Consider the following 20620-nt stretch of genomic DNA (forward strand, 5'->3'; position numbering starts at 1 on the left):
GCGAACGGGATAGCGATGCTGATTGTGAGTGGTGTTGCTGGCACGGCTTGACGCCCTTGCAGCAGTGCTGCAAGGGGATTTCCGCGCATACCACATGATGGTGATCTGGCGGCCGCTTGTTGCCGTGTTTGATCAGCCCACCAGCAGCGTTTCCAGCTGGCGTGTCTGCCGCGTCGCCAGGGTGGCAAGCGGCTCGGTACGGTGGAGATGTTCCGATGCGATCAGTGCGGCCCAACGCGCTTCCAGTTGCTCTGACGCTTGCGAAAGGGCGTCGGCCGTCATCGTTGCGCGCGCCTGTTGCAGGTCGACCTGGGTATGCAGCAGATTGCGCACGCTGCGGTAGAACTCCGAGTCGTAGGCACCATGGAACATCATGGCCAGGTCGTCGCTGTCCTGCCAATGCGTCTTGCCACCCAATTGGTTCTTCACTTCTTCATAGAACTTGGTGCCGGGCAGGGGATACGACACGCTGACGCCGATGATGTCCGGGTTGGCCTGCGTCACCAGTGCGCGCGTGGCCAGAATGTCCTCGAGCTCTTCGCCCAGATACCCCAACTGGATGAAGAAGCCCACGCGGATGCCATGTGCGCCCAGCCGTTCGCGTGCTGCGATTACCTCTGCCACCTGCGTGCCTTTGGTCATCTTGTCGAGGATGCGTTGGCTGCCGCTTTCCGCGCCGATCCAGGCCTCCGCGCAACCGGCACGCGATAGGGCGGCAGCCATGCGTTCGCTGGCCAGATCGGCACGGGTCTGGATGGTGAAGGGAATCGCGCCGTCGTCCTCGCTCAAACGCTGCGCAAACGTCTCGACCCAATCGATATGGAAGCCGAAGATATCGTCGGCCATCCACAGATGGTCGGGCTGGAAGTTACGTTTGAGATGGATCATCTCTGCGGCCACGTCTTCGGCGCCGCGGCGTTTGTAATGGTTGCCCCAGATCGGCTTGGCGCACCAGTTGCAACGGAACGGGCAGCCGCGCGAGGCCGCCATGTTCAAGCTGAAATAACCATGCCGTTGCTGCCAGAACTGCCGATAGCGCGGCATGTCGACCAGGTCCCAGGCAGGCAGCCCGCTCAGACGCGCATCCGGTGGCTGCGCACCGGGATGTGTGCGGACTGCTGCAGGGTCGCTGGTAGCAATGCGTGCAACGCCGGCCAGCCAGGCCTGGTCATCGATCTGCGGATTGGCCTCGACGCGTTCGATCAGTTCGATCAACGGCGCGATGCCTTCACCGATCAAGGTCGCGTGTGCGCCGGCGGCCAGAAACACGTCTGGGTTGTCGGAGGCATCCGAGCCCGCTACCAGCACCCGGCACCCGGCGGCGCGCGCCTGCCGGATCATGTGGCAGGCGGCCTCGCGCATCCGGCTCAGGCACATCTTGGTGAGAAAGTTGAAGTTGTCTTCGTAGAACACCACCAGGTCCGGCTGCGCCTCGTGCAGCGCGCCGGCATAGTCCTCCACGTCGTCGGCCAGCATGGCGTCGAACAGGCTCAGCGCATGCCCGCGCTCGCGCAGCAATGCGGCAATCTGCAGGGTGGCCAACGGCGGATACGGCTTGCCGCGCTCCCATTGTTTTGGGTCGTAACGCAAGAAATACGAATGACTGACCTGGATCTTTAGCATCTGCACAAGGCTCTCGTTCTGTCGCCAGATGACGCGCAGCGGTGGCGTGCGCAGACACCGGCATTCGGCTCGGCAGTAGGTGCGCACGCAGGCGCCTTTGGTTGCGCTGTTGCGATGCGTCGCAGCGTCGATGCAATGCAGCGGTACATCGCATTCGACGATGCAACCTTTCTTTGGCGAATCAGCACACACCGGCTGATCGATGCAATGGATGACAGGCATGCCGCAGTCGGCTGCGTTGGCGCAACACACGCCGGTGAGCGAACGCGCATGCGTGGTTCCGCCGAACACTTTTGCACCGGACACTCTCGCGGCAGATCCGTTCAGTGAGCAGCGTGCACGTCGTTTCAGCGTACAGCGGCAGATTCTCGGCGCGCTCTTCCACTTTCACAGCGATAGCGAAGCCTTGCTGGCGTTGGTGGATGCCGCCTACGCGGGCCTGCCGGCGCACTGCCTGCCTGCCGCGCCGCAGTTTCATCTCACCCTGGATCTGGTGCCACGCGCGCCGGGCGCCATTGTCGATACGCCGCCGCCGGTGCGCACGCATGCGGTTGGCGGGTTGGTCTGCGGCGTCATGGATGCCTGCAATTACCTGATGCTCTCGGTAACGGAGCGTCGCGCGATGCTGGTGGTGTCTGAAGACATGCTGGCGCATGCCTATCACGTGCGCTATGAACTCATCGAATTTGCGGTGTTCCTGCTTGCCGCGCGTGGCATCGGGCTGGTGCCCTTGCATGGTGCCTGCGTGGGCCGGCACGGTCGCTGTGTGCTGTTGCTTGGCGCCAGCGGTGCGGGCAAATCCACGCTGGCGCTGCACAGTCTGCTGCATGGCCTGGAATTCATCGCCGAAGACGGCGTGTTCGTGGCGCCGGAGAGTCTACTGACCACCGGGGTTGCCAACTTTCTGCATCTGCGGCCGGAATCGCTCGGCCTGCTCGACGCGCACACGCGCGCATGGATCGGCGCAGCGCCCACCATTCGTCGCCGCAGCGGTGTGGAAAAGTACGAGGTCGATATTCGCCACGGTCATGCCACCCTTGCGCCAACGCCGTTGCAGCTAAGCGCGGTATTGATGCTGTCCAGCCAGTCTGCCGATGGCTCCGCACCGGGCCTGGTGCCGGTGCCGGTCACGCAGATTGCCGAATCCCTGGCGCGCGATCAGCCGTACGCTGCCGGTCAGCCCGGCTGGCAGCGGTTTGTCGCGCAGGTGCAGCGCGTCGGGATGTTTACCCTGCGTCGCGGCGCGCATCCGCACGCCTCGGTCGAGGCAGTGCTGCGGGTGTTGCGATGACGGCCTTCACGATCAAAAGCGCGTGCAATGCGCTGGATGGCCCGCGCCGAGCGGCACGGCATGCGCGCGGCGGCGCAGATGCATAAGCCTGCGCACGGCGGCCGGAGTCAAGCAGCGCTACGCAGCTTCATCGACACGCTGGTGCCCGCCGACCTGCCGGCTGTCGGGTTGTACGTCGCGCTGTCGCTGGCGGCCGCGTGCGTCGGCAGCATCGTTGCAGTGTGTCTGGTGCCGCTGGTGCAACCCGGCCACAGCGTGCAGTTGGCTGGCTACCAACTCGCATTGCCGGGTGGCCTGCCGACGCAGGCGAGCCTGTTCGTGGTGGTGAGCTTGTTGTTCGCCACGCTGCGTTGGTGCGGGGCGCGCCTGGCCGCACGCCTGACCAGCCGCTATGCAGTGGGCCTGCGTCGGCGCGTGCATGCCGCCTTGATCGATGCGCCGTTGCCGGCACTGGCTGGCGCCAGCTCGGCCGAGATCGCCAACGTGCTCACCTACAACATCGAGATCGCAACGCAAGGCTTCAGCGCCGTGCTGCAGTTGCTGGTGGCAGGCATCACTGCAGTGGTCAGCGTGTGCATCGCGGTGTTGATCGCACCTGCGTTGCTGTTTGCCACGCCGTTATTGTTGGTGCTGGCCTGGCTGGGTGTGCGGCTGTCCAGCAGCGATGCGCAGGCACGCATCAGTCGCGACTATGTGGCCGACATGACGCAGCTGTTCTGGTTGAGCGAAGATTTTCCGCGTCGCCTGCGCCATGTGCGCTCGTTCCAGCGCGAAGAGGTCGAAGCACAGCACTACGAACGCATTTCAACGCGGTTGGGGCAGGGCTACGCGCAGCAACAGGAACTGGTGGCCAGCAGTCGGTTGTTCCTGGAACTCACCGCCGTAGCCGCAATTGCCGGCATCCTGGTGCTGGCCAATCTATGGCAAGGCGCCGACCGCGCCGCGCTGATCACCGTCAGTCTGCTGCTTGGTCGCTTGCTGCCGTATCTGGTGACGACGCGGCAGAGCATGCAGCAATTACGTTCTGCGTGGCCGGCGCTGCAGTTGTGGCGGCGCCATGTGGATCTGGGTGCACCGCGCATGCAGGCATCGGCCGACGCAGCGCAGCCGCTGCCGGCCGCGTTACATGTCGAGCGCATCGAATTGGCGGCGCCGCTGCCTGCGCTGGATATCGGCCCGCTGTTGCTGGTGCCCGGCGAGATGACCTTGATCGTCGGGCCTTCCGGCGTCGGCAAGAGCAGCTTGATGGACGTGCTCTCCGGGCAGGCGCCGCCCGTAGCGTTCGATGCGCATATGGGCGGGCGTCGGCTGGATTTCACTGCTTACCGGCAACTGATCCGGCACAGCGCCTACATCGGTCAGGGCGTGCGGCCCTGGCAGCGCAGCGTGCGCGATTGCCTGGAGTGGGCGTTGCCGGGCACCACCGAGACCCGCATGTGGCAGGTCCTGGCCGAGGTCGGTTTGCACGCGCGGTTGCAGCGCGACGGCCACGGCTTGCTCACCGCGATCAATGGCCCGGAAAGCCGCCTGTCCGGTGGCGAGTTGCAACGTCTGCTGTTGGCGCAGGTGTTGCTGCGCGCGCCGACCCTGGCGGTACTGGACGAGGCGACCAGTGCACTCGACGCGCAGGCCGAACATCAGCTGCTGTGCACGTTGCGACAGCGCCTGCCGCACACCGTGCTGGTGGTGGTTTCGCATCGCACCAGCCTGGCTTCGGTGGCCGACCGCACCGTTGCACTTGGACAGACACCGGTTTTGCAGCCGAAGGGCAAGAGCGCGGCGTTGGTAAAACGCCACGGCGCATGACGTGAGCCGCGTGCATCGCCGAGCTGTCACACCACTGCGCAGGCGCTAGCCCGCAATCTCTTCCAGCGCACGATTACGCGTGCGCGGCCCGAACACGGCGATCACGCTTGCAACGATCGACATGCTGATCACAATAAACGTCAGCACGCCATGGCTGCCGACCTGGGCAAGTAGCCAGCCAATCAACACGCTGCTCACCGCCGTCGACAGACGGCTGAACGAGTAGCAAAACCCGACCGCCCGCGCACGCAATCCGGTGGGGAACAGTTCGGCCTGATAACCGTGGTAGGCAAAGCTCATCCAGGCATTGCAGAACGCGATCATCGCCCCGCACAGCACCATGCCGATGGCGTCATGCTGCAGCAAAAACAGCACGCCAAACAGCACCGCGCCCAGCGCCGACGCGGTGATCTGCCACTTGTTTTCCCAGCGCTGCGCAAAGCGCAGCAACAGCAGCGGCGCAAGCGGGTAGGCCAGCGAAATCGCAAACGAATAGCCCAGGCTCTTGGTGACACCGGTGCCTTGCGCTGCAATCAAGGCTGGCAACCAGTTGCCGAAGCCGAAGAAACCGATGGCCTGAAAAATGTGGAACACCACCAACATGCCGATGCGCCCGCGATACGGTGCCCGCCACAAGGCCGACACCCGCGCCTGGCTGGCGGGCGCTGTGGTGGCCAGTTGCGGCTCGGGCAACGGCGCGCCGATGTCGCGCACGCAGCGCGCTTCCAGTTGATTCAGCACCGCGTCCGCTTCGGCATGGCGGCCCTGCGCTGCCAGCCAGCGCGCCGATTCCGGCAAGCGGCTGCGCAACCACCAGATCGCCAACGCAAACACACCGCTCAGCAGCACGACCCAACGCCAGCCGCTCACTCCCAGTGGCGCATGCGGCACCAGCAGCCACGCGGCCAGCGCCACTGCGGGCACCGCCAGAAACTGCACGAAGAAGGCAAACGCGAACGCCGCGCTGCGCATGTGCCGCGGGACCAGCTCGGACAGATAGGTATCGATGGTCACCAGTTCAATGCCCAGCCCGATCCCCACTACAAAGCGCAGCACGATGACCCCGGTGGCTGTGCTCTGCAGGCCCATCGCCACGGTGGCGGCGGTGTACCAGACCAGTGCGAAGGTGAACACCAGGCGGCGGCCGAAGCGGTCAGCGAATGGGCTCAACAGCGCGGCGCCGACGAACAGCCCAAGAAACGTCGCTGCGGCGAATGCGGCCTGGTCCGACATCCCGAAGACGCCATCGGCACCCTTGGCAAAAATGCCGTCGGCAATCAGCCCCGGGCTGATGTAGGCGGTCTGGAACAGGTCGTACAGCTCGAAGAACCCGCCCAACGCCAGCAGGCCGACCAGCCGCCACAGCGTGGCGCTGGCCGGTAGTCGGTCGATGCGCGCGGAAATCTGGGCGGCACCGGAGTCATGGGCAGGCGGGGCGGTCATGGTCATCGTGGTGTCGCATTGCAAGGCAATCCGCATCATAGCCAGCGGCCTGATCCGGCAGCGCCGGCCCTTCGTCGCGCGGTCGATGGGTTCGCGCCCAGGTCACTGCATCTGCTGCAGCGGCGCGGCTATCTGTCCATAGAGCAGTCGATACAACGACTGTGCAGCCGCCAGGCGGGCGCGGCCGGTGCCCGCCTGGCGGGGCATGTACCGCTCGTGCACTCCCATTCTTGCGCGTCGGCCACACCTGCTTCACAACTGCCCGCGATGGGGTGTCAGCCACTGTTGATGACGCAGGCCGCGCCCCGCATCCGGTGTTCGGCTGCTGGAATGCTGTAATCCCCTCAGCGCCGGACAAGCGACTGGCAATGCCGCCCGGGCAGCCCCATCTCTTGCACATCACTTAGTTCCGGAGCCGTCCGATGACGCCCATTTCCGTGCTCGACCTGGCGCCCGTCTGCGAAGGCAGCGACACCACACACGCCTTCGCCAACATGCTCGATCTGGCGCAACACGCCGAGCGCTGGGGCTATCACCGGTACTGGCTGGCCGAGCACCACAACATGCCGGGCATTGCCAGCGCCGCCACCGCAGTGTTGATCGGCCACGTCGCCGGCGGCACCAAGACCATCCGCGTCGGTTCCGGCGGCATCATGCTGCCCAACCATGCCCCCCTGCAGGTGGCCGAACAGTTCGGCACGCTGGCGTCGCTGTACCCGCAGCGCATCGATCTGGGCCTGGGCCGCGCCCCCGGGACCGATCAACCCACCGCACGCGCCTTGCGCCGCTATTTCGACGGTGCCGACCAGTTCCCGCAGGACGTGGCGGAGTTGCTGCGTTACTTCGCCCCCGCGGTGCCGGGGCAGTTGGTGCAGGCCGTCCCCGGCGCCGGGATCGATGTGCCGGTGTGGCTGCTCGGTTCCAGCCTGTTCAGTGCGCGGCTTGCTGCCGCGATGGGGTTGTCGTTCGCGTTCGCCTCGCACTTTGCGCCCGATGCGATGGACGAAGCGGTGGCGATCTACCGCCGCGAATTCCGTCCGTCCGCGCAGTTGGCCAAGCCGCACGTCATGCTCGCCCTGAACGTGGTGGCTGCCGAGACCGAAGCGCAGGCGCGTCGGTTGTTCACTACCCAGCAGCAGAGTTTCGTCAATTTGCGTCGCGGCAAGCTCAGCAATATCCCGCCGCCCATCGACGATATCGACAGCTTCTGGCAGCCGCATGAGCGTATCGGCGTGGAGCGTGCCCTGGCATGCACGGTGCTCGGCGATGCCGACCAGGTTGCGCAGGGCGTGGCCGCCTTTATCGATCGCCACGGCCCGGACGAGTTGTTGTTCACCGCCAACATCTACGATCACGCCGCGCGCCTGCGTTCGTTCGAGATCGCGGCAGAAGCGGTCCGCGAGCTGGACGTGACCACTGCGTGATTCACGTCGCTTTGCGCGTCGATCCGCTCAGATGCATGCATCTCCATTGGGAACACACGCATGCAACTTCAGGAACGTAGCGAGAGCATCAAGCAGTTGGCGGAATTGATTCGCGGCGTGGACATTGCGATGTTCACGACCGTCTCGGCGGACGGCAAGCTGGTGAGCCGCCCGCTGGGCACGCAGGAAGTCGAATTCGACGGCGACCTGTGGTTCGCCACCGCCGCCGATAGCCCGAAAGTGGCGGAAATCGCCGCCGACCCACGCGTCAACGTGGCCTACGCCTCGGCATCCAAGAACACCTACGTGTCGGTCGCCGGCACCGCCCGCGTGGTGCACGACCGCGCCAAGATCGATGCGTTATGGTCGCCGGCAATGAAAGTGTTTTTCCCCGGCGGCAAGGACGACCCCAACCTGCGCTTGATCCATGTACGCGCCGAGTCGGCAGAGTATTGGGACGGCCCCAGCGGCCTGCTGGGCAAGGCGCTGTATTTCGTCATGGCTGCCGTCACCGACGATACTGCCAGCCTCTCGGATAACCGCGTGGTCGATCTGAAGTAAGCAAGACCTGACGTAAGCGCCAAGCCCTGATCTGAGCACCAGGACCAGACGTAACCGACAAGTCCCGATCTGATGACCAAGGTTTGGCTTTAGTACGACGATCGGGCGTTCCAGACGATCGGTCCTTCTAAAGGCGGCGAAAACCAATCGCCGCACGGGCCGTCTGGGTTCCATATGGCGCAAGGCTTCGCTTACAACGCAACGTTATCCGCATGGCGCGTACGCGACCCAAGATCGCTCAATCGCACGCCAAGCGCTTTAGCCCCTCTCCTGCGGGAGAGGGGTTGGGGTGAGGGTACGTCCGCGAGCAACCTCGACGTTGAACGAACATCCCAACCAACGTTCGCCAGCGAAAAAGTGTCACCCATTCCAGCATCAGAGCTGATCCGTCAGCGCCAACAAGCCCAATCCGGCGCGCACTCGACGGTGGAACTCAACGCCACGCTACCGGCCACCACCCACGAATCAAATCCAGCAACTGATCCGAGGTGATGCCGAACACCGCGATCGACACCAGCGCCGCCGCCCAGCCGACCAGCATCAACGCGCCGTCGCGCTCCAGCAAGGCCAGCGCAAACAGCAGCAGGATCAAGCCGAACAGATAGTTGGTAAACGGGATCGGCAGCGTCAGTAAAATGCCGACCAGCACCAGCAGCAACCCGGTGAACACCTGCGCCGGTATCCGATCGAGCACCCCGTGCAAACGCGGCTTGAGCAGGCGGTCCAACCGCTGCAGCGTCGGCGCCAGTTTCGCCACGAAACGCTGGCTGGTGCGTCGCCGTGGCCCACGGTTGCCGATAAAGGCCGGCACCCACGGCTTGCGCAGGCAGCACATCATCTGCACTCCGATCAGCACCGTCAGCGGCCCGCTGATGCCACCGGCCACGCCCGGAATCGGGATGAACGACGGCAGGATCGCCAGAAATAAAAACACCCCGAACGCGCTCTGCTGCAGGTCGGCCAGAATCTCGCGCACCCGCAGCACCTGCTCCGGGTCGCCGTCGCTGAAGGCCGCCAACAAACTGCGGATGCCTTCATTGCGGTAGCGCATCTGCTCGCCACCGGAGTCGTCGGATGGCGGCGCGCCGTCATCCGACGATGTCATCGCTGTCCTCGTCGCCGACGCGGCTCAGCAACAGCTTGTCCACGCGCGCACCATCCAGATCCACGATCTCGATGCGCCAGCCGGCCCAATCGAAGAATTCGCCGGCCTGCGGAATGCGCCCGAAGTAGTAAATGCACAGCCCGGCCAACGTGTGGTAATCGCCTTCGTCGGCTTCCGGAAGTTCGGCGCCCAGCACTTCGCGCAATTCTTCCACCGGCAGCGAGCCGTCGATCAGCAGCGAGCCATCCGCACGGGTGATCACCAGCGCGTCTTCGTCGGTGTTTTCCACCGCCTGCAGGCGTCCCACCACCGCGCCCATCAGGTCGCTGATGGTGACGAGCCCACGGATTTCGCCGTATTCGTCGACCACCAGCGCCATCGACTGCTGTTCTTCGCGAAAGATCTCCAGCAACTTCATCGCATGCGTGGACTCGGACACGAACAAGGTATCGCGCAGTGCCTGGAACAGGTGCTCGCCATGCCCGCCCAAGCGCGTGACCAGCGATTTGACCTCCAGCACGCCGGCAATGTCCTGGTCGCTGCCGCGATACACCGGGTAACGCGAGAACTCGTGCTCGCGCATCATCTGCAGGTTGCGTTCCGGCTCGGCATTGGCATCCAGCCAGGCGATGCGGTTGCGCGGCGTCATCAGGCTGTCGGCGGTGCGGTCGCCCAGGCGCATCACCCTGTTCATCATGTCGCGCTCGTGCGCGTCGATCACGCCGGCTTCGTGGCTTTCGGCCACCAGCATGCGGATCTCTTCTTCGGTGATCGATGCCGATTCGTCCTTGCCCATGCCCAGCATGCGCAGCACCAACCGCGTAGAGCGCGCCAGCACCCACACCCCGGGCGCGGCGATCTTGGCCAGCCAGGTCATCGGCACCGCGACAAAGCCGGCGATATCTTCGGAATTGCGCAATGCCAGCCGCTTGGGCACCAACTCGCCGAAGATCAGCGTCAAAAAGGTGATCAGCGCCACTGCCAGCGTGCTGCCGATCACCACCGAATACGGTTTGGGATCGCCGACCAGCGAGAAAGTGGCCGACAGTGCAGGGAAGGCCAGCTGCAGCCGCTCACCGATGGCCTCACCGATGGCTTCGCCGCCGAACAGGCCGGTCAGGATGCCGATCGAGGTGATACCGATCTGGACCGTGGACAGGAAGTTCTCGGGGCTCTCGGCCAAGGCCAGCGCCCGCGCGGCGCGCTTGCTGGAGCCGGCCATCTGCTTCAGGCGGCTCTTGCGCGAGGTCATCAACGACATCTCCGACATGGCGAAGAAGCCGTTCAATAGAATCAGCGCGATGACGATCAGAAACTCAACCACGGGCGTCTTCCCCGGTCAGTGAAGGGGAGGGCGGGCAAGCGCGGGGTTGGCCGGCGCGCGCAGGGGCGGGGCGGCAACGGGGAAATATAGGGTCGTCTTCCATAGGGTGCGCCCGAAAGCGCGGAGGCATGTTAGCAAATTACAGGGTGATTCGAGCCGGGAAATGCCGATGTGAAGGCCGTGCGCGGCGCCGATGTACCCAGACAGGTCATGGAACGGTCATAATTCGTCCTTGGCGCCCGTCTCTCCCTCGACGGCAGGAAGTTCTCCACCCATGTTCTCGTTGCAGACCATCTTCGGTTCCGGCAAGCAGTTCTATTCGCTTCTGAACGAAGCGGCGCAGGCCGCCTACGACAGCACCAAGGCGTTGCACGCCATGATGCGCACGTCCGACCGGCAGCCCGCGCTGGACGCCTTCAAGCTGGCCCGCCTGCGCGAACGCGCCGCCTCCGACAAGATCGGCCAGGCGCTGGTCGACAGCTTCATGACCCCGATCGAGCGCGAAGACATCGAAGCGCTGGGCTCGGCGCTGTACAAGATTCCCAAGCAGGTCGAAAAATTCGCCGACCGCTATTCGCTGGCCACCAAGCACCTGGAACACATCGACTTCGCTCCGCGCGCGGCGATGCTGGAGCAGGCCGCCGCAGTTGTGGTGGAGATGGTCACCGACCTGCCGCAGATGAACATCGATCGCATGACTGCGCTCAACGACAAGCTGCGCACGCTGGAAAACGAGGCCGACCGCCTGATGCTCGAGTTGTACCGCGACATCTATTCCGGCCGCCTGGACACGCTGCAGATGTTCCTGCTCAAGGAGTTCTTCGAGATCCTGGAGAAAGCCATCGACCGTTGCCGCGAGGCAGGGGTGGTGGTGTACCAGATCGTATTGAAGAACAGCTGAGGTCGCCGCGTGCTTACCCTTGTTCTGGTGGTGATCCTGGCCGCGTTGGTGTTCGAGTTCATCAACGGCTTCCACGACACCGCCAATTCCATCGCCACTGTTGTCGCCACCAAGGTGTTGTCGCCGGGTTGGGCGGTGATGCTGGCCGCCGGCATGAATTTGATCGGCGCCCTGACCGGCACTGCGGTGGCCTTGACGATTGCGTCTGGCCTGCTCAACACCAACGTGGTCGAAGTCACCCCGCAGGTGATTTTGTGCGCGCTGCTGGGCGGCATCATCTGGAACCTGATCACCTGGTGGAAGGGCCTGCCGTCGTCGTCCTCGCATGCGCTGATCGGTGGCCTGTGCGGCGCCGGTCTGGCCGCCGCGCACAACAATTGGGACGCGTTGATCTGGTCGGAAAGCGTCGGCAACTGGGCCAAGAACAAGGGCCTGTTGTGGAAGGTGTTCGTGCCGATGATCACCTCGCCGATCGCCGGGTTCCTGCTCGGTATCGTGGTGATGCTGCTGCTGTGGGCCATCATCGCCGGCATGTCGCGGCTCGGTGGCCGGATCGGGCGGCTGGCGCGGCCGCGCTGGGTCAATGCGTTCTTCGGCAAGGCGCAGATCGCCTCGGCCGCGTACATGGGCTACGCCCACGGCCATAACGATGCGCAGAAGACCATGGGCATCATTGCGATGACCCTGATCGGCGCGCAGTCGGCCGGTGCGCTGGACAATCTGCCGAGCTGGCTGGCATTTCTGCATCCGGGCACCGGCCTGGCCGCCGGTGACGGCATCCCGATGTGGATCGTGCTGACCTGCGCGGTGGTGATGGCGGCCGGTACCGCCTCCGGTGGCTGGAAGATCATCAAGACGCTCGGCCACAAGATGGTCAAGCTGCATCCCATCCACGGCTTTGCTGCCGAAACCAGCTCGGCCACCGTGCTCACCGTGGCTGCGCATTTCGGCATGCCGGTGTCGACCACGCACAGCATTTCCACCGCGATCATGGGCGTGGGGTTTGCCAAGAACCCGCGCTCGCTGCGGCTGGGCGTGATCGAGCGCATTGTCTGGGCGTGGATCCTCACCATTCCCGCCGCGGGCGGTGTGGCGTATCTGATCCTGACGCTGTTCGAGCTGTTTGGCTGGACCTGATGCGATGTCGCGGTGCGGTCACGCACCGCCGTCACGCTGCGCTGTTATTGCGCAAGGGATCTGCCGTGACCGGGGGTGCCTGCGCGTCCTGAGTGAGAACCTTCCGCGATGATGCTTGCCCTGGTGTGCGTGTTGTTCGGCTTGGCCTGGTTGATCGATCGTCGCGGATCGCGGCGGTTGTCGCGCGTGCTGGCCGGGGCCAGCCTGGCGCTGGTGTTCGCGGTCGGTTGCGGGCCGCTGCCATCGTGGATGCTGCAGAACCTGCAACACACCGGCCTCAACGATTTCAATGCCTGGGGCGCGCGCAACGTCATCGTGCTGCTGGGCGCCGGCACCGTGCGCCCGGAAGGCCGCGATGCGGTGGCCGAGGCCAATATGTTCGCCTATGGCCGCATCGTTGAATCGGCGCGGCTGTATCGGCAATGCCGGCACAACGGCGGCGATTGCAAGATCGAGATCAGCGGCGGCGACGCCCGCGGTCTGGGCCTGTCGGAAGCGGTGGTGTATCAGCGCGTATTGATCGGGCTGGGGATCGATCGGGCAGACCTGATCATGGAACCGTCCAGCATGAACACCTGGCAGAACGCGCAATTCAGTCAGCCCTTGCTGCGCGCGCACCGGCCCGATCGCGTCGTGCTGGTGTCATCGGCCACGCATCTGCGCCGCGCCGAGCTGTACTTCCGCCACTTCGGGATCGATGCCATCCCGGTGCGCGCCGACTGGCTCACCGCGTCCTGGTCGATCCTGCCGCAAAGCTACAACTTCACCCTGGCCGATGTCGCCTTGCATGAATACCTGGGCATCGCGCGGTATCGGCTTTACCAATGGATGGGCTGGAACGTGAAAGCGACCGCGCCTGGCGCGGTTTAAAGCGTCACGACGCGGTTGATTCATCGCCGGGCGTGAGTCGCACGCCCGGCACTGCATGCGCTCAGCGCGTTTCGTACATCGCCTTGACGTCGCGACGGAACGCGGCCTGGCTATCGGCGCGGTTGTAGAACATGTGGCCGCCCGGATATTCGTGTACCTGCACGCGGTTGGGGTCGCCCATCGCCGGCATCTGATCCACGGTGAGCACCGAGCCCATGAACGGGCAGGAGAGGTCGTTCCAGCCATGTGCGATCAGCACCCGCAGCTTGGGGTCGATCGCCACCGACTGACGCAGCTGCGTCACCGCGCCCTTGCGCAGCTCATCGCCCCATTCCCACGCCGTATTGACCTCGTAATTGATCGCCTGATAGCGGGCATCGACTTTCCAGCCGACGATCCGGGTGACGAAGTCCACCATCGCGGTGGTGGTCGGGGCGATGATGCTGTCCAGCAGCGGGTCGCTGGCGCGCTGCGTGGGGTCGTTGGGGAACGGGTCGAAGGCGGTCACGTTGGCGTCGTAGCGGCTGCCCAGCTCGCCCTTGTCGCGAAACACTTCGCGTAGATACGCCTGGGTTTCCAGGCGTCCACCGGAGCGGCGCACATAGGCCGGATCCAGCCCGGTCATGCGGGTGACCTGTTGCAGCATTGCCTCGGTGGCCTGCGGATCGGTACGGCCCTTCATCAGCGCCACCGCATAGTCGCTGCGGGTGTAGTCGATCACCTGGCGCATCGCGCTGTCGCTGAGTTGGCCCTGGCGTTCCAGGTGTGCAGCGGCGATCGAAGGCAGGGTCAGCATCCACGCCAGCGGCGAGACGTCGCTGTTGTCGTCCAGGGTCGGGTTGAGGAACGGCGAGACCAGCACCACACCATTCATCGCAACGCCAAGTCGGGTCTGCAGATACTGGGTTATGCGCGGGCCACGGAAACCGCCATAACTTTCGCCGACCAGATACTTGCGCGTCTGCAGGCGGCGATTCTTCAGCAGCCAGTCGTAGATCACGCGCGAGAGATATTCGACGTCGGCCTGCGGGTTGTAGAACTGCTTCTTGGCTTCGTCATCGCCGATCAGTGCGCGGCTGAAGCCGGTGCCGACCGGGTCGATGAACACCAGGTCGGTGAAGTCCAGCCAGGTGCCCGGATTGTCGCGCAAGGTCGCCGGCGCAGATGCGCTGTCGCCCTCGGCGCCGAACCCGACCACCTTCGGCCCGATCGCGCCCATGTTCAGATACACCGACGCCGCGCCCGGGCCGCCGTTCAAGGCAAAGGTCACCGGGCGGTCCTTGCCGTCCACGGTGTAGGCGGTGAATACCACCTCGCCGGTGGTCTTGCCCTGCGCATCGCGCACCGGCAGCGTGCCGACGGCGGCGGTGTAACTCAGCGTTCGCCCGGCAAGGCGCGTACTTTGGCGCACGCTGACATCAGCCGGCAGCGGTGCGGGTTTGCTCGCAGCGGTATCGGCCTTGGCGTCAGGCTTGGAATCGGTCTTGCTGTCCTGCGCGGCGGCGAATGCCGGGACGCCGAACAGCAGGCAGGCCAGCAGGCCGGTATGGAACAAGGAGGGCATGGGCAATCGGCATTCGAACGGAAGAGCGCCGATGCTAGGCTGCGGCACCGCGCGGTGGATGTGCAAAAAGGCATGCCTGTCGCGCTGACCGATTCCGAGCGGCTCGCTATCATGGCGTGCCCTGGTAATCGAGCTGCAGATGAGGCCTGGCGCCGTTCGACATGCGTGTGCCGTGTTGCTGCTGTTGTCTGGCTGTGCGGCAGCGCCACCTGCACCGGTACGCCATACCAGCGACCCGGATGCGTTGTGGCGCATCGTCTCCACCCGCTGCCTGGCAGAGGCGCCGCGGCCGCCCGACTGCGCCGCCGTGTGGTCGGATCCGGCGCGCCGGGCGGTGCTGTTGAAAGACCGTCACGGCAGCTTCCAGTATTTGTTGGTGCCCAGCGTGCGGGTCAGCGGAATCGAAGACCCCGCGTTGCTGCGCGCCGACGCGCCGAATTATTTCGCCACTGCCTGGGATGCGCGCAGCTTCGTGGCGCAGGCGCTGCAACGTCCGCTGCCAAGGCAATACGTAAGCCTCGCGTTGAACTCGCCGCACGGGCGCTCGCAGGAGCAACTGCATATCCACATCGATTGCCTGCGTCCGGACGTATACGCAGCGCTGCAGCGTCAGCGCACTGAGATCGGCCCGGAATGGCATGCCCTGGCCGAGCCGCTGCTGGGTCATGTGTATCTGGCCAGGACGCTGGAAGGCGATGCGCTGGAGCAAGATCCGATTCGCCTGCTCGCAGACGCGCTTCCTGCCGATGCCAGCTTGCGCGATTACTCGCTGGTGGTCGCCGGCGCGCAACTGCAGGACGCGCGACCGGGGTTCGTTCTACTGGCGACGCGGCAGGATGCACGCAGCGGTAACCGTGCCAGTGGCGAAGAGGTGCAGGACCACGCCTGCGGTCTGGTGACCGGTGCAACGCAGGTGTTGCCGGGCGTGCGTTGAGGTGGTGTTGACCAGCTCGTCAGCACGCACTGGTCTTTCAACGCGATACGTTGCAGTTCAAACAGACGAATCGCTGCCGGTAGGTGGCGAAAGTCAGTACCGCACACGGTCATCGCTGTATCTGCTTTGCCTACGCAACTATGCCTTCGGCAAGGTGCTTGGCGGCACGCGCACGCGCGCACCAGTAGTAAGCGCGTGTGCTGCGTCCTCTCTACGCTGAGAGAGGGCGCTTAACCACGCACACGCGTGCAAGAAGCGTACGCGTATACGTTGCCCTCTCTGTGTTGAGAGAGGGCGTTTTTGCAGGGCTTTAGACTTCCAGCGACGCCAGGTCGCCCTTGGTTTCCAGCCACTGTTTGCGGTCGCCCGCGCGTTTTTTCGCCAGCAGCATGTCCATCAACGAGCGGGTCTGTTCGCCGTCGTCGATGGTCAACTGCACCAGCCGGCGCGTGTCCGGATGGATGGTGGATTCGCGCAGCTGCTGCGGGTTCATCTCGCCCAGGCCCTTGAAGCGGGTGACGCTGATCTGGCCCTTCATTTTCTCGCGCGCGATCTTGTCCAGCAGCGTGGTCTTTTCTTCTTCGTCCAGTGCGTAGAACACCTGCTTGCCCACGTCCACGCGGAACAGCGGCGGCATCGCCACGAACACGTGCCCGGCGGCCACCAGGGCGGGGAAATGCTGCAGGAACAGCGCCGTCAACAGCGTGGCGATATGCAGGCCGTCGGAGTCCGCATCGGCCAGGATCACCACCTTGCCGTAGCGCAGCCCGGTGATGTCGTCCTTGCCCGGGTCGCAGCCAATCGCAATGGCCAGGTTGTGCACTTCTTCAGAGGCCAGCACGCTGCCCGATGCCACTTCCCAGGTGTTGAGGATCTTGCCGCGCAGCGGCAGGATCGCCTGGAAATCCTTGTCGCGCGCCTGTTTGGCCGAGCCGCCGGCCGAGTCGCCTTCGACCAGAAACAGTTCGGTGCGCGACAGGTCCTGGCTGATGCAGTCGGCCAGCTTGCCGGGCAGGGCGGGGCCCTGGGTGACCTTCTTGCGGACGATCTGCTTTTCGGTCTTCAGCCGCGCACTGGCGCGGTCGATGGCGATCTGCGCAATCTTCTCGCCGATGTCCACGTTCTGATTGAGATACAGGCTGAAGGCATCGTGCGCGGCGCCTTCGATAAAGCCGGCCGCCTGACGCGAGGACAGCCGCTCTTTGGTCTGCCCGGAGAACTGCGGGTCGGTCATCTTCAGGCTGAGCACAAAGGTGACCCGGTCCCACACGTCTTCCGGCGCCAGCTTGACGCCGCGCGGCAGCAGATTGCGGAAGTCGCAGAACTCGCGCAGCGCATCGGTCAGGCCCGAACGCAGGCCGTTGACGTGGGTGCCGTGCTGCGCGGTCGGGATCAGGTTGACGTAGCTTTCCTGCACCAGCTCGCCTTCGGGTACCCAGGCGGCAGCCCAGTCGACGATCTCGGTGTCTTTCTTCAGGCTGCCTGCGAACAGGTCGGCCGGCAGCATCTCGTGCTCGGCCATCTCGCCCTTCAAATAATCGCGCAGGCCGTTTTCGAAGTACCAGCTGTCCTGCTCGCCGGTGGCCTCGTCATGCAGCTTGACGGTCAGGCCCGGGCACAGCACCGCCTTGGCGCGCAGCAGATGGCGCAGCGCACGCACGTTGAATTTGGGTGTGTCGAAGTACTTCGGGTCGGCCCAGAAGCGCAGCCGCGTGCCGGTGTTCTTCTTGCCGACCGTGCCGACGACCTCCAGCTTGGAGGCGGCGATGCCGTCGTGGAACTCCATGCGGTGCTCGCTGCCTTCGCGCTTGATGAACAGCTCGACCTTGGTCGAGAGCGCATTGACCACGCTCACGCCCACGCCGTGCAGGCCGCCAGAGAAGGTGTAGTTGCGGTTATTGAACTTGCCGCCGGCGTGCAGGCGGGTCAGGATCAGTTCGACACCGGGAATCTTCTCTTCCGGATGCATGTCCACTGGCATGCCGCGCCCGTCATCGGACACTTCGCAGCTGCCGTCCTTATACAAGGTGACTTCGACCTGCCGGGCGTGGCCGGCCAGCGCTTCATCGACGGAGTTGTCGATCACCTCCTGCGCCAAATGGTTCGGGCGCGCGGTGTCGGTATACATGCCCGGGCGGCGTTTGACCGGGTCCAGGCCCGACAGCACTTCAATATCGGCGGCGTTATAACGGGTGTTCATGCATCTCGCTGGCACGTGAAACGACGCACAAGTGTGGCTGCTGGGGCGTTTTTTTGCACGCGACCGGCATTCAGTGCGCGGCCGGGTACCACTGGCTACCCTGGCGTTGGTTTCGGAACCAAACGTCCCCACCTGAGGATGTCACCGACGCCAAAGAGGACGCCATGAAGTTCAAGCACATCCTGATGCTCACCCTCGGTGCGGCCGCGGTCGCAGCACTTCCTGCCCTGGCCCAGGCGGCTCCGCAGCAGACCGGGCAGGGCGCCACCGCGCAAAAGGCCGACGATGCCAAGGCCAAGACCGACGCTGAGCGCAAGGCCGAGCGCCGCGCCGCCGCTGCCGCGCAGAAGCCCAAGGCCGACAACGCGCCGCGTGAGGAAGAGGAAGAAGAGAAGCCCGCACGCTGACGCATCTGCGCAGCGCGACGTGTTCCACGGACGCCCCGGCTTCGGTCGGGGCGTCTGCATTTGCGCGCCGTGGCGCGCATTTGCCGCGTGCGACGCCCCGGGCGTCACACAACCCTTGGGCATTCGCCCGTCACCCGCTAAACTATGGCTTTCCGGGAGGCTTCAAGCCCCATGACCCCCCTGATTTTTGTTACCGGCGGCGTAGTGTCCTCGCTAGGCAAGGGCATTGCCGCCGCTTCGCTTGCCTCCATTCTGGAAGCGCGTGGCCTCAAGGTCACGATGATGAAGCTGGACCCGTACATCAATGTGGACCCGGGCACGATGAGCCCGTTCCAGCATGGCGAGGTCTACGTCACCGACGACGGTGCCGAAACCGACCTGGACCTGGGCCACTACGAGCGCTATGTGCGCACGCGGCTGTCGCGCAAGAATTCGGTCACCACCGGCCGGATCTACGAGAACGTGATCCGCAAGGAGCGCCGCGGCGATTACCTGGGCGCCACCGTGCAGGTGATCCCGCACATCACCGACGAAATTCGTCGTTGCATCGACGAGGCCACGGCCGGCTTCGATGTGGCGCTGATCGAGATCGGCGGCACCGTCGGCGATATCGAATCGCTGCCGTTCCTGGAAGCCATTCGCCAGGTCCGCACCGAGCGCGGCGCGGAAAAAGCCATGTTCATGCACCTCACCCTGGTGCCGTACATCGCCGCGGCCGGTGAATTGAAGACCAAGCCGACCCAGCACTCGGTCAAGGAACTGCGCTCGATCGGCATCCAGCCGGACGTGCTGCTGTGCCGCTCCGAGCAGGCAGTGCCGGATTCGGAGCGTCGCAAGATCGCCTTGTTCACCAACGTCTCCGAGCGCGCGGTGATCAGCTGCCCGGACATCGACGTGCTCTACGGCATGCCGCTGGAATTGCTGCGCCAGGGCCTGGACGAGCTGGTCATCGACCAGTTCAAGCTGCGCGACAAGGTCGCTGCGGCCGACCTGTCCGAATGGGCGGCGGTGGTGGATGCGGTCAAGCATCCGCTCGACGAAGTCACCATCGCGGTGGTCGGCAAGTACGTCGATCACCAGGACGCCTACAAGTCGGTGGCCGAGGCGCTGCGTCACGGCGGTCTGCGCCAGCGCACCAAGGTCAACTTGAAGTGGCTGGAAGCGCAGGATCTGGAAGGCAGCGACATGGCGGCCTTGCAGGACATCGACGGCATCCTGGTGCCGGGCGGCTTCGGCGATCGCGGTTTCGAAGGCAAGGTGCAAACGTCCAAGTTCGCGCGCGAGCACAAGGTGCCGTATTTCGGCATCTGCTACGGCATGCAGGCCGCGGTGGTGGACTATGCGCGCCATGTCGCCGATCTGGACGCGGCCAACAGCACCGAAAACGATCGCCAGTCGCCGCATCCGGTGATCGGCCTGATCACCGAATGGCGCACCGCCACTGGTGAAGTCGAAAAGCGCGACGAAAAGTCCGACCTGGGCGGCACCATGCGGCTGGGCTTGCAGGAGCAGCGACTCAAGCCGGGCACGCTGGCGCGCGAGGTGTATGGCAAGGACGTGGTGGCCGAGCGTCATCGCCATCGCTACGAGTTCAACAACCGCTACCGTACCCAGCTGGAAGATGCCGGCCTGGTGATCTCCGGTAAGTCGATGGACGACACGCTGGTGGAAGTGGTCGAGCTGTCGCGCGATGCACATCCCTGGTTCCTGGCCTGCCAGGCGCATCCGGAGTTCCTGTCCACCCCGCGCGACGGGCACCCGTTGTTCATCGGCTTCGTGCGCGCCGCGCGCGAGAAGAAGGCCGGCGGCAAGCTGCTGAAGGAAGCGCGTGCGTGAGCAGTGCCTTCTCCCCTCGGGAGAAGGTGGCGCCAAGCGCCGGAGCGCCGCAATACACCGGAAGATGGCGGTCCTGATGAACGCGTCGCCACGCGCAGCCAGGGCAAATCATCGGGCTTCGCAAGCGCTTCGCAACCTTACCCGCACCCCAGCCTCTCTCCCGACGGGAAAGAGGCTTCAATCGAAATAAGGTG

General features: G+C 64.7%; 15 protein-coding genes, 1 other RNA gene and 1 pseudogene. 11 read left to right on the forward strand and 6 right to left on the reverse strand.

The window, feature by feature from the left end; translation table 11 throughout:
* Positions 1-132 precede the first annotated feature (132 nt).
* A pseudogene (locus tag VC212_RS12495) lies at positions 133-1687 on the reverse strand (radical SAM protein).
* A gap of 156 nt (positions 1688-1843) precedes the next feature.
* Here VC212_RS12495 and VC212_RS12500 point away from each other — a divergent pair.
* Together VC212_RS12500 and VC212_RS12505 are read left to right on the forward strand one after the other, a co-directional pair.
* Positions 1844-2914 carry a serine kinase gene (locus VC212_RS12500; protein WP_323525973.1) on the forward strand — a complete coding sequence of 357 codons (1071 nt, stop codon included), beginning with the start codon at positions 1844-1846 and terminating at the stop codon, positions 2912-2914.
* A gap of 78 nt (positions 2915-2992) precedes the next feature.
* Positions 2993-4720 carry an ABC transporter ATP-binding protein gene (locus VC212_RS12505; RefSeq protein ID WP_323526078.1) on the forward strand — a complete coding sequence of 576 codons (1728 nt, stop codon included), beginning with the start codon at positions 2993-2995 and terminating at the stop codon, positions 4718-4720.
* 45 nt (positions 4721-4765) lie between these two features.
* Here the strand turns inward: VC212_RS12505 and VC212_RS12510 are convergent, their stop codons facing one another.
* Positions 4766-6163, reverse strand: coding sequence for an MFS transporter (locus VC212_RS12510; RefSeq protein ID WP_323525974.1), 1398 nt, complete (start codon positions 6161-6163; stop codon positions 4766-4768).
* Positions 6164-6368: 205 nt separating this feature from the next.
* Here VC212_RS12510 and VC212_RS12515 point away from each other — a divergent pair.
* The 3 genes from VC212_RS12515 (at position 6369) to VC212_RS12525 (ending at position 8148) form a co-directional block, all read left to right on the forward strand.
* A non-coding RNA gene (locus VC212_RS12515) (sX9 sRNA) lies at positions 6369-6444 on the forward strand.
* A 141-nt stretch (positions 6445-6585) separates the two neighbouring features.
* Positions 6586-7587, forward strand: coding sequence for an LLM class flavin-dependent oxidoreductase (locus VC212_RS12520; protein ID WP_323525975.1), 1002 nt, complete (start codon positions 6586-6588; stop codon positions 7585-7587).
* A 60-nt stretch (positions 7588-7647) separates the two neighbouring features.
* On the forward strand, positions 7648-8148 hold the full coding sequence (locus tag VC212_RS12525) for a pyridoxamine 5'-phosphate oxidase family protein (RefSeq protein WP_055844359.1): 501 nt from the start codon (positions 7648-7650) through the stop codon (positions 8146-8148).
* A 433-nt stretch (positions 8149-8581) separates the two neighbouring features.
* Here the strand turns inward: VC212_RS12525 and VC212_RS12530 are convergent, their stop codons facing one another.
* Positions 8582-9253 (reverse strand): exopolysaccharide biosynthesis protein, encoded by a 672-nt coding sequence (locus VC212_RS12530; protein ID WP_323525976.1) that lies wholly within the window; start codon positions 9251-9253, stop codon positions 8582-8584.
* Positions 9237-10577: a hemolysin family protein gene (locus VC212_RS12535; protein WP_115553564.1), complete on the reverse strand. Its 1341-nt coding sequence runs from the start codon at positions 10575-10577 to the stop codon at positions 9237-9239. The genes VC212_RS12530 and VC212_RS12535 overlap by 17 nt, the downstream gene beginning before the upstream one ends.
* Before the next feature lie 274 nt (positions 10578-10851).
* On the opposite strand from VC212_RS12535, the gene VC212_RS12540 reads away from it, so the two are divergent.
* The 3 genes from VC212_RS12540 to VC212_RS12550 all read left to right on the forward strand — a co-directional run bounded on the left by VC212_RS12540 (position 10852) and on the right by VC212_RS12550 (position 13485).
* Complete coding sequence (locus VC212_RS12540) at positions 10852-11478, forward strand: DUF47 family protein (protein ID WP_055844350.1); 627 nt, start codon at positions 10852-10854, stop codon at positions 11476-11478.
* 9 nt (positions 11479-11487) lie between these two features.
* A complete protein-coding gene (locus VC212_RS12545; protein ID WP_055844347.1) occupies positions 11488-12615 on the forward strand; it encodes an inorganic phosphate transporter in 1128 nt (375 codons plus the stop codon).
* Between the two features lie 108 nt (positions 12616-12723).
* Positions 12724-13485: a YdcF family protein gene (locus tag VC212_RS12550; protein WP_323525977.1), complete on the forward strand. Its 762-nt coding sequence runs from the start codon at positions 12724-12726 to the stop codon at positions 13483-13485.
* Between the two features lie 61 nt (positions 13486-13546).
* Here the strand turns inward: VC212_RS12550 and VC212_RS12555 are convergent, their stop codons facing one another.
* The gene (locus tag VC212_RS12555; RefSeq protein ID WP_323525978.1) at positions 13547-15049 is read right to left on the reverse strand and encodes a S10 family peptidase; all 1503 of its coding nucleotides are present in this window, start codon (positions 15047-15049) and stop codon (positions 13547-13549) included.
* A gap of 139 nt (positions 15050-15188) precedes the next feature.
* On the opposite strand from VC212_RS12555, the gene VC212_RS12560 reads away from it, so the two are divergent.
* A complete protein-coding gene (locus VC212_RS12560; protein WP_323525979.1) occupies positions 15189-15983 on the forward strand; it encodes a CDP-diacylglycerol diphosphatase in 795 nt (264 codons plus the stop codon).
* A gap of 310 nt (positions 15984-16293) precedes the next feature.
* Here the strand turns inward: VC212_RS12560 and parE are convergent, their stop codons facing one another.
* On the reverse strand, positions 16294-18183 hold the full coding sequence (gene parE / locus VC212_RS12565) for a DNA topoisomerase IV subunit B (protein WP_055844337.1): 1890 nt from the start codon (positions 18181-18183) through the stop codon (positions 16294-16296).
* Between the two features lie 164 nt (positions 18184-18347).
* On the opposite strand from parE, the gene VC212_RS12570 reads away from it, so the two are divergent.
* Positions 18348-18590 carry a hypothetical protein gene (locus VC212_RS12570; RefSeq protein WP_055844334.1) on the forward strand — a complete coding sequence of 81 codons (243 nt, stop codon included), beginning with the start codon at positions 18348-18350 and terminating at the stop codon, positions 18588-18590.
* A 171-nt stretch (positions 18591-18761) separates the two neighbouring features.
* Positions 18762-20426 carry a CTP synthase gene (locus VC212_RS12575; RefSeq protein WP_055844331.1) on the forward strand — a complete coding sequence of 555 codons (1665 nt, stop codon included), beginning with the start codon at positions 18762-18764 and terminating at the stop codon, positions 20424-20426.
* Positions 20427-20620 lie beyond the last annotated feature (194 nt).

This window comes from Xanthomonas sp. WHRI 8932A, from assembly GCF_035012785.1.
GTDB lineage: Bacteria > Pseudomonadota > Gammaproteobacteria > Xanthomonadales > Xanthomonadaceae > Xanthomonas.

Bases quoted from the DNA above. Each gene is read 5' to 3' on its own strand.
- VC212_RS12500 (WP_323525973.1), top strand. From the start codon at position 1,844: ATGCCGCAGTCGGCTGCGTTGGCGCAACACACGCCGGTGAGCGAACGC.
- VC212_RS12505 (WP_323526078.1), top strand. From the start codon at position 2,993: ATGCATAAGCCTGCGCACGGCGGCCGGAGTCAAGCAGCGCTACGCAGC.
- VC212_RS12510 (WP_323525974.1), bottom strand. From the start codon at position 6,163: ATGACCGCCCCGCCTGCCCATGACTCCGGTGCCGCCCAGATTTCCGCG.
- VC212_RS12520 (WP_323525975.1), top strand. From the start codon at position 6,586: ATGACGCCCATTTCCGTGCTCGACCTGGCGCCCGTCTGCGAAGGCAGC.
- VC212_RS12525 (WP_055844359.1), top strand. From the start codon at position 7,648: ATGCAACTTCAGGAACGTAGCGAGAGCATCAAGCAGTTGGCGGAATTG.
- VC212_RS12530 (WP_323525976.1), bottom strand. From the start codon at position 9,253: ATGACATCGTCGGATGACGGCGCGCCGCCATCCGACGACTCCGGTGGC.
- VC212_RS12540 (WP_055844350.1), top strand. From the start codon at position 10,852: ATGTTCTCGTTGCAGACCATCTTCGGTTCCGGCAAGCAGTTCTATTCG.
- VC212_RS12550 (WP_323525977.1), top strand. From the start codon at position 12,724: ATGATGCTTGCCCTGGTGTGCGTGTTGTTCGGCTTGGCCTGGTTGATC.
- VC212_RS12555 (WP_323525978.1), bottom strand. From the start codon at position 15,049: ATGCCCTCCTTGTTCCATACCGGCCTGCTGGCCTGCCTGCTGTTCGGC.
- VC212_RS12560 (WP_323525979.1), top strand. From the start codon at position 15,189: ATGAGGCCTGGCGCCGTTCGACATGCGTGTGCCGTGTTGCTGCTGTTG.
- parE (WP_055844337.1), bottom strand. From the start codon at position 18,183: ATGAACACCCGTTATAACGCCGCCGATATTGAAGTGCTGTCGGGCCTG.
- VC212_RS12570 (WP_055844334.1), top strand. From the start codon at position 18,348: ATGAAGTTCAAGCACATCCTGATGCTCACCCTCGGTGCGGCCGCGGTC.
- VC212_RS12575 (WP_055844331.1), top strand. From the start codon at position 18,762: ATGACCCCCCTGATTTTTGTTACCGGCGGCGTAGTGTCCTCGCTAGGC.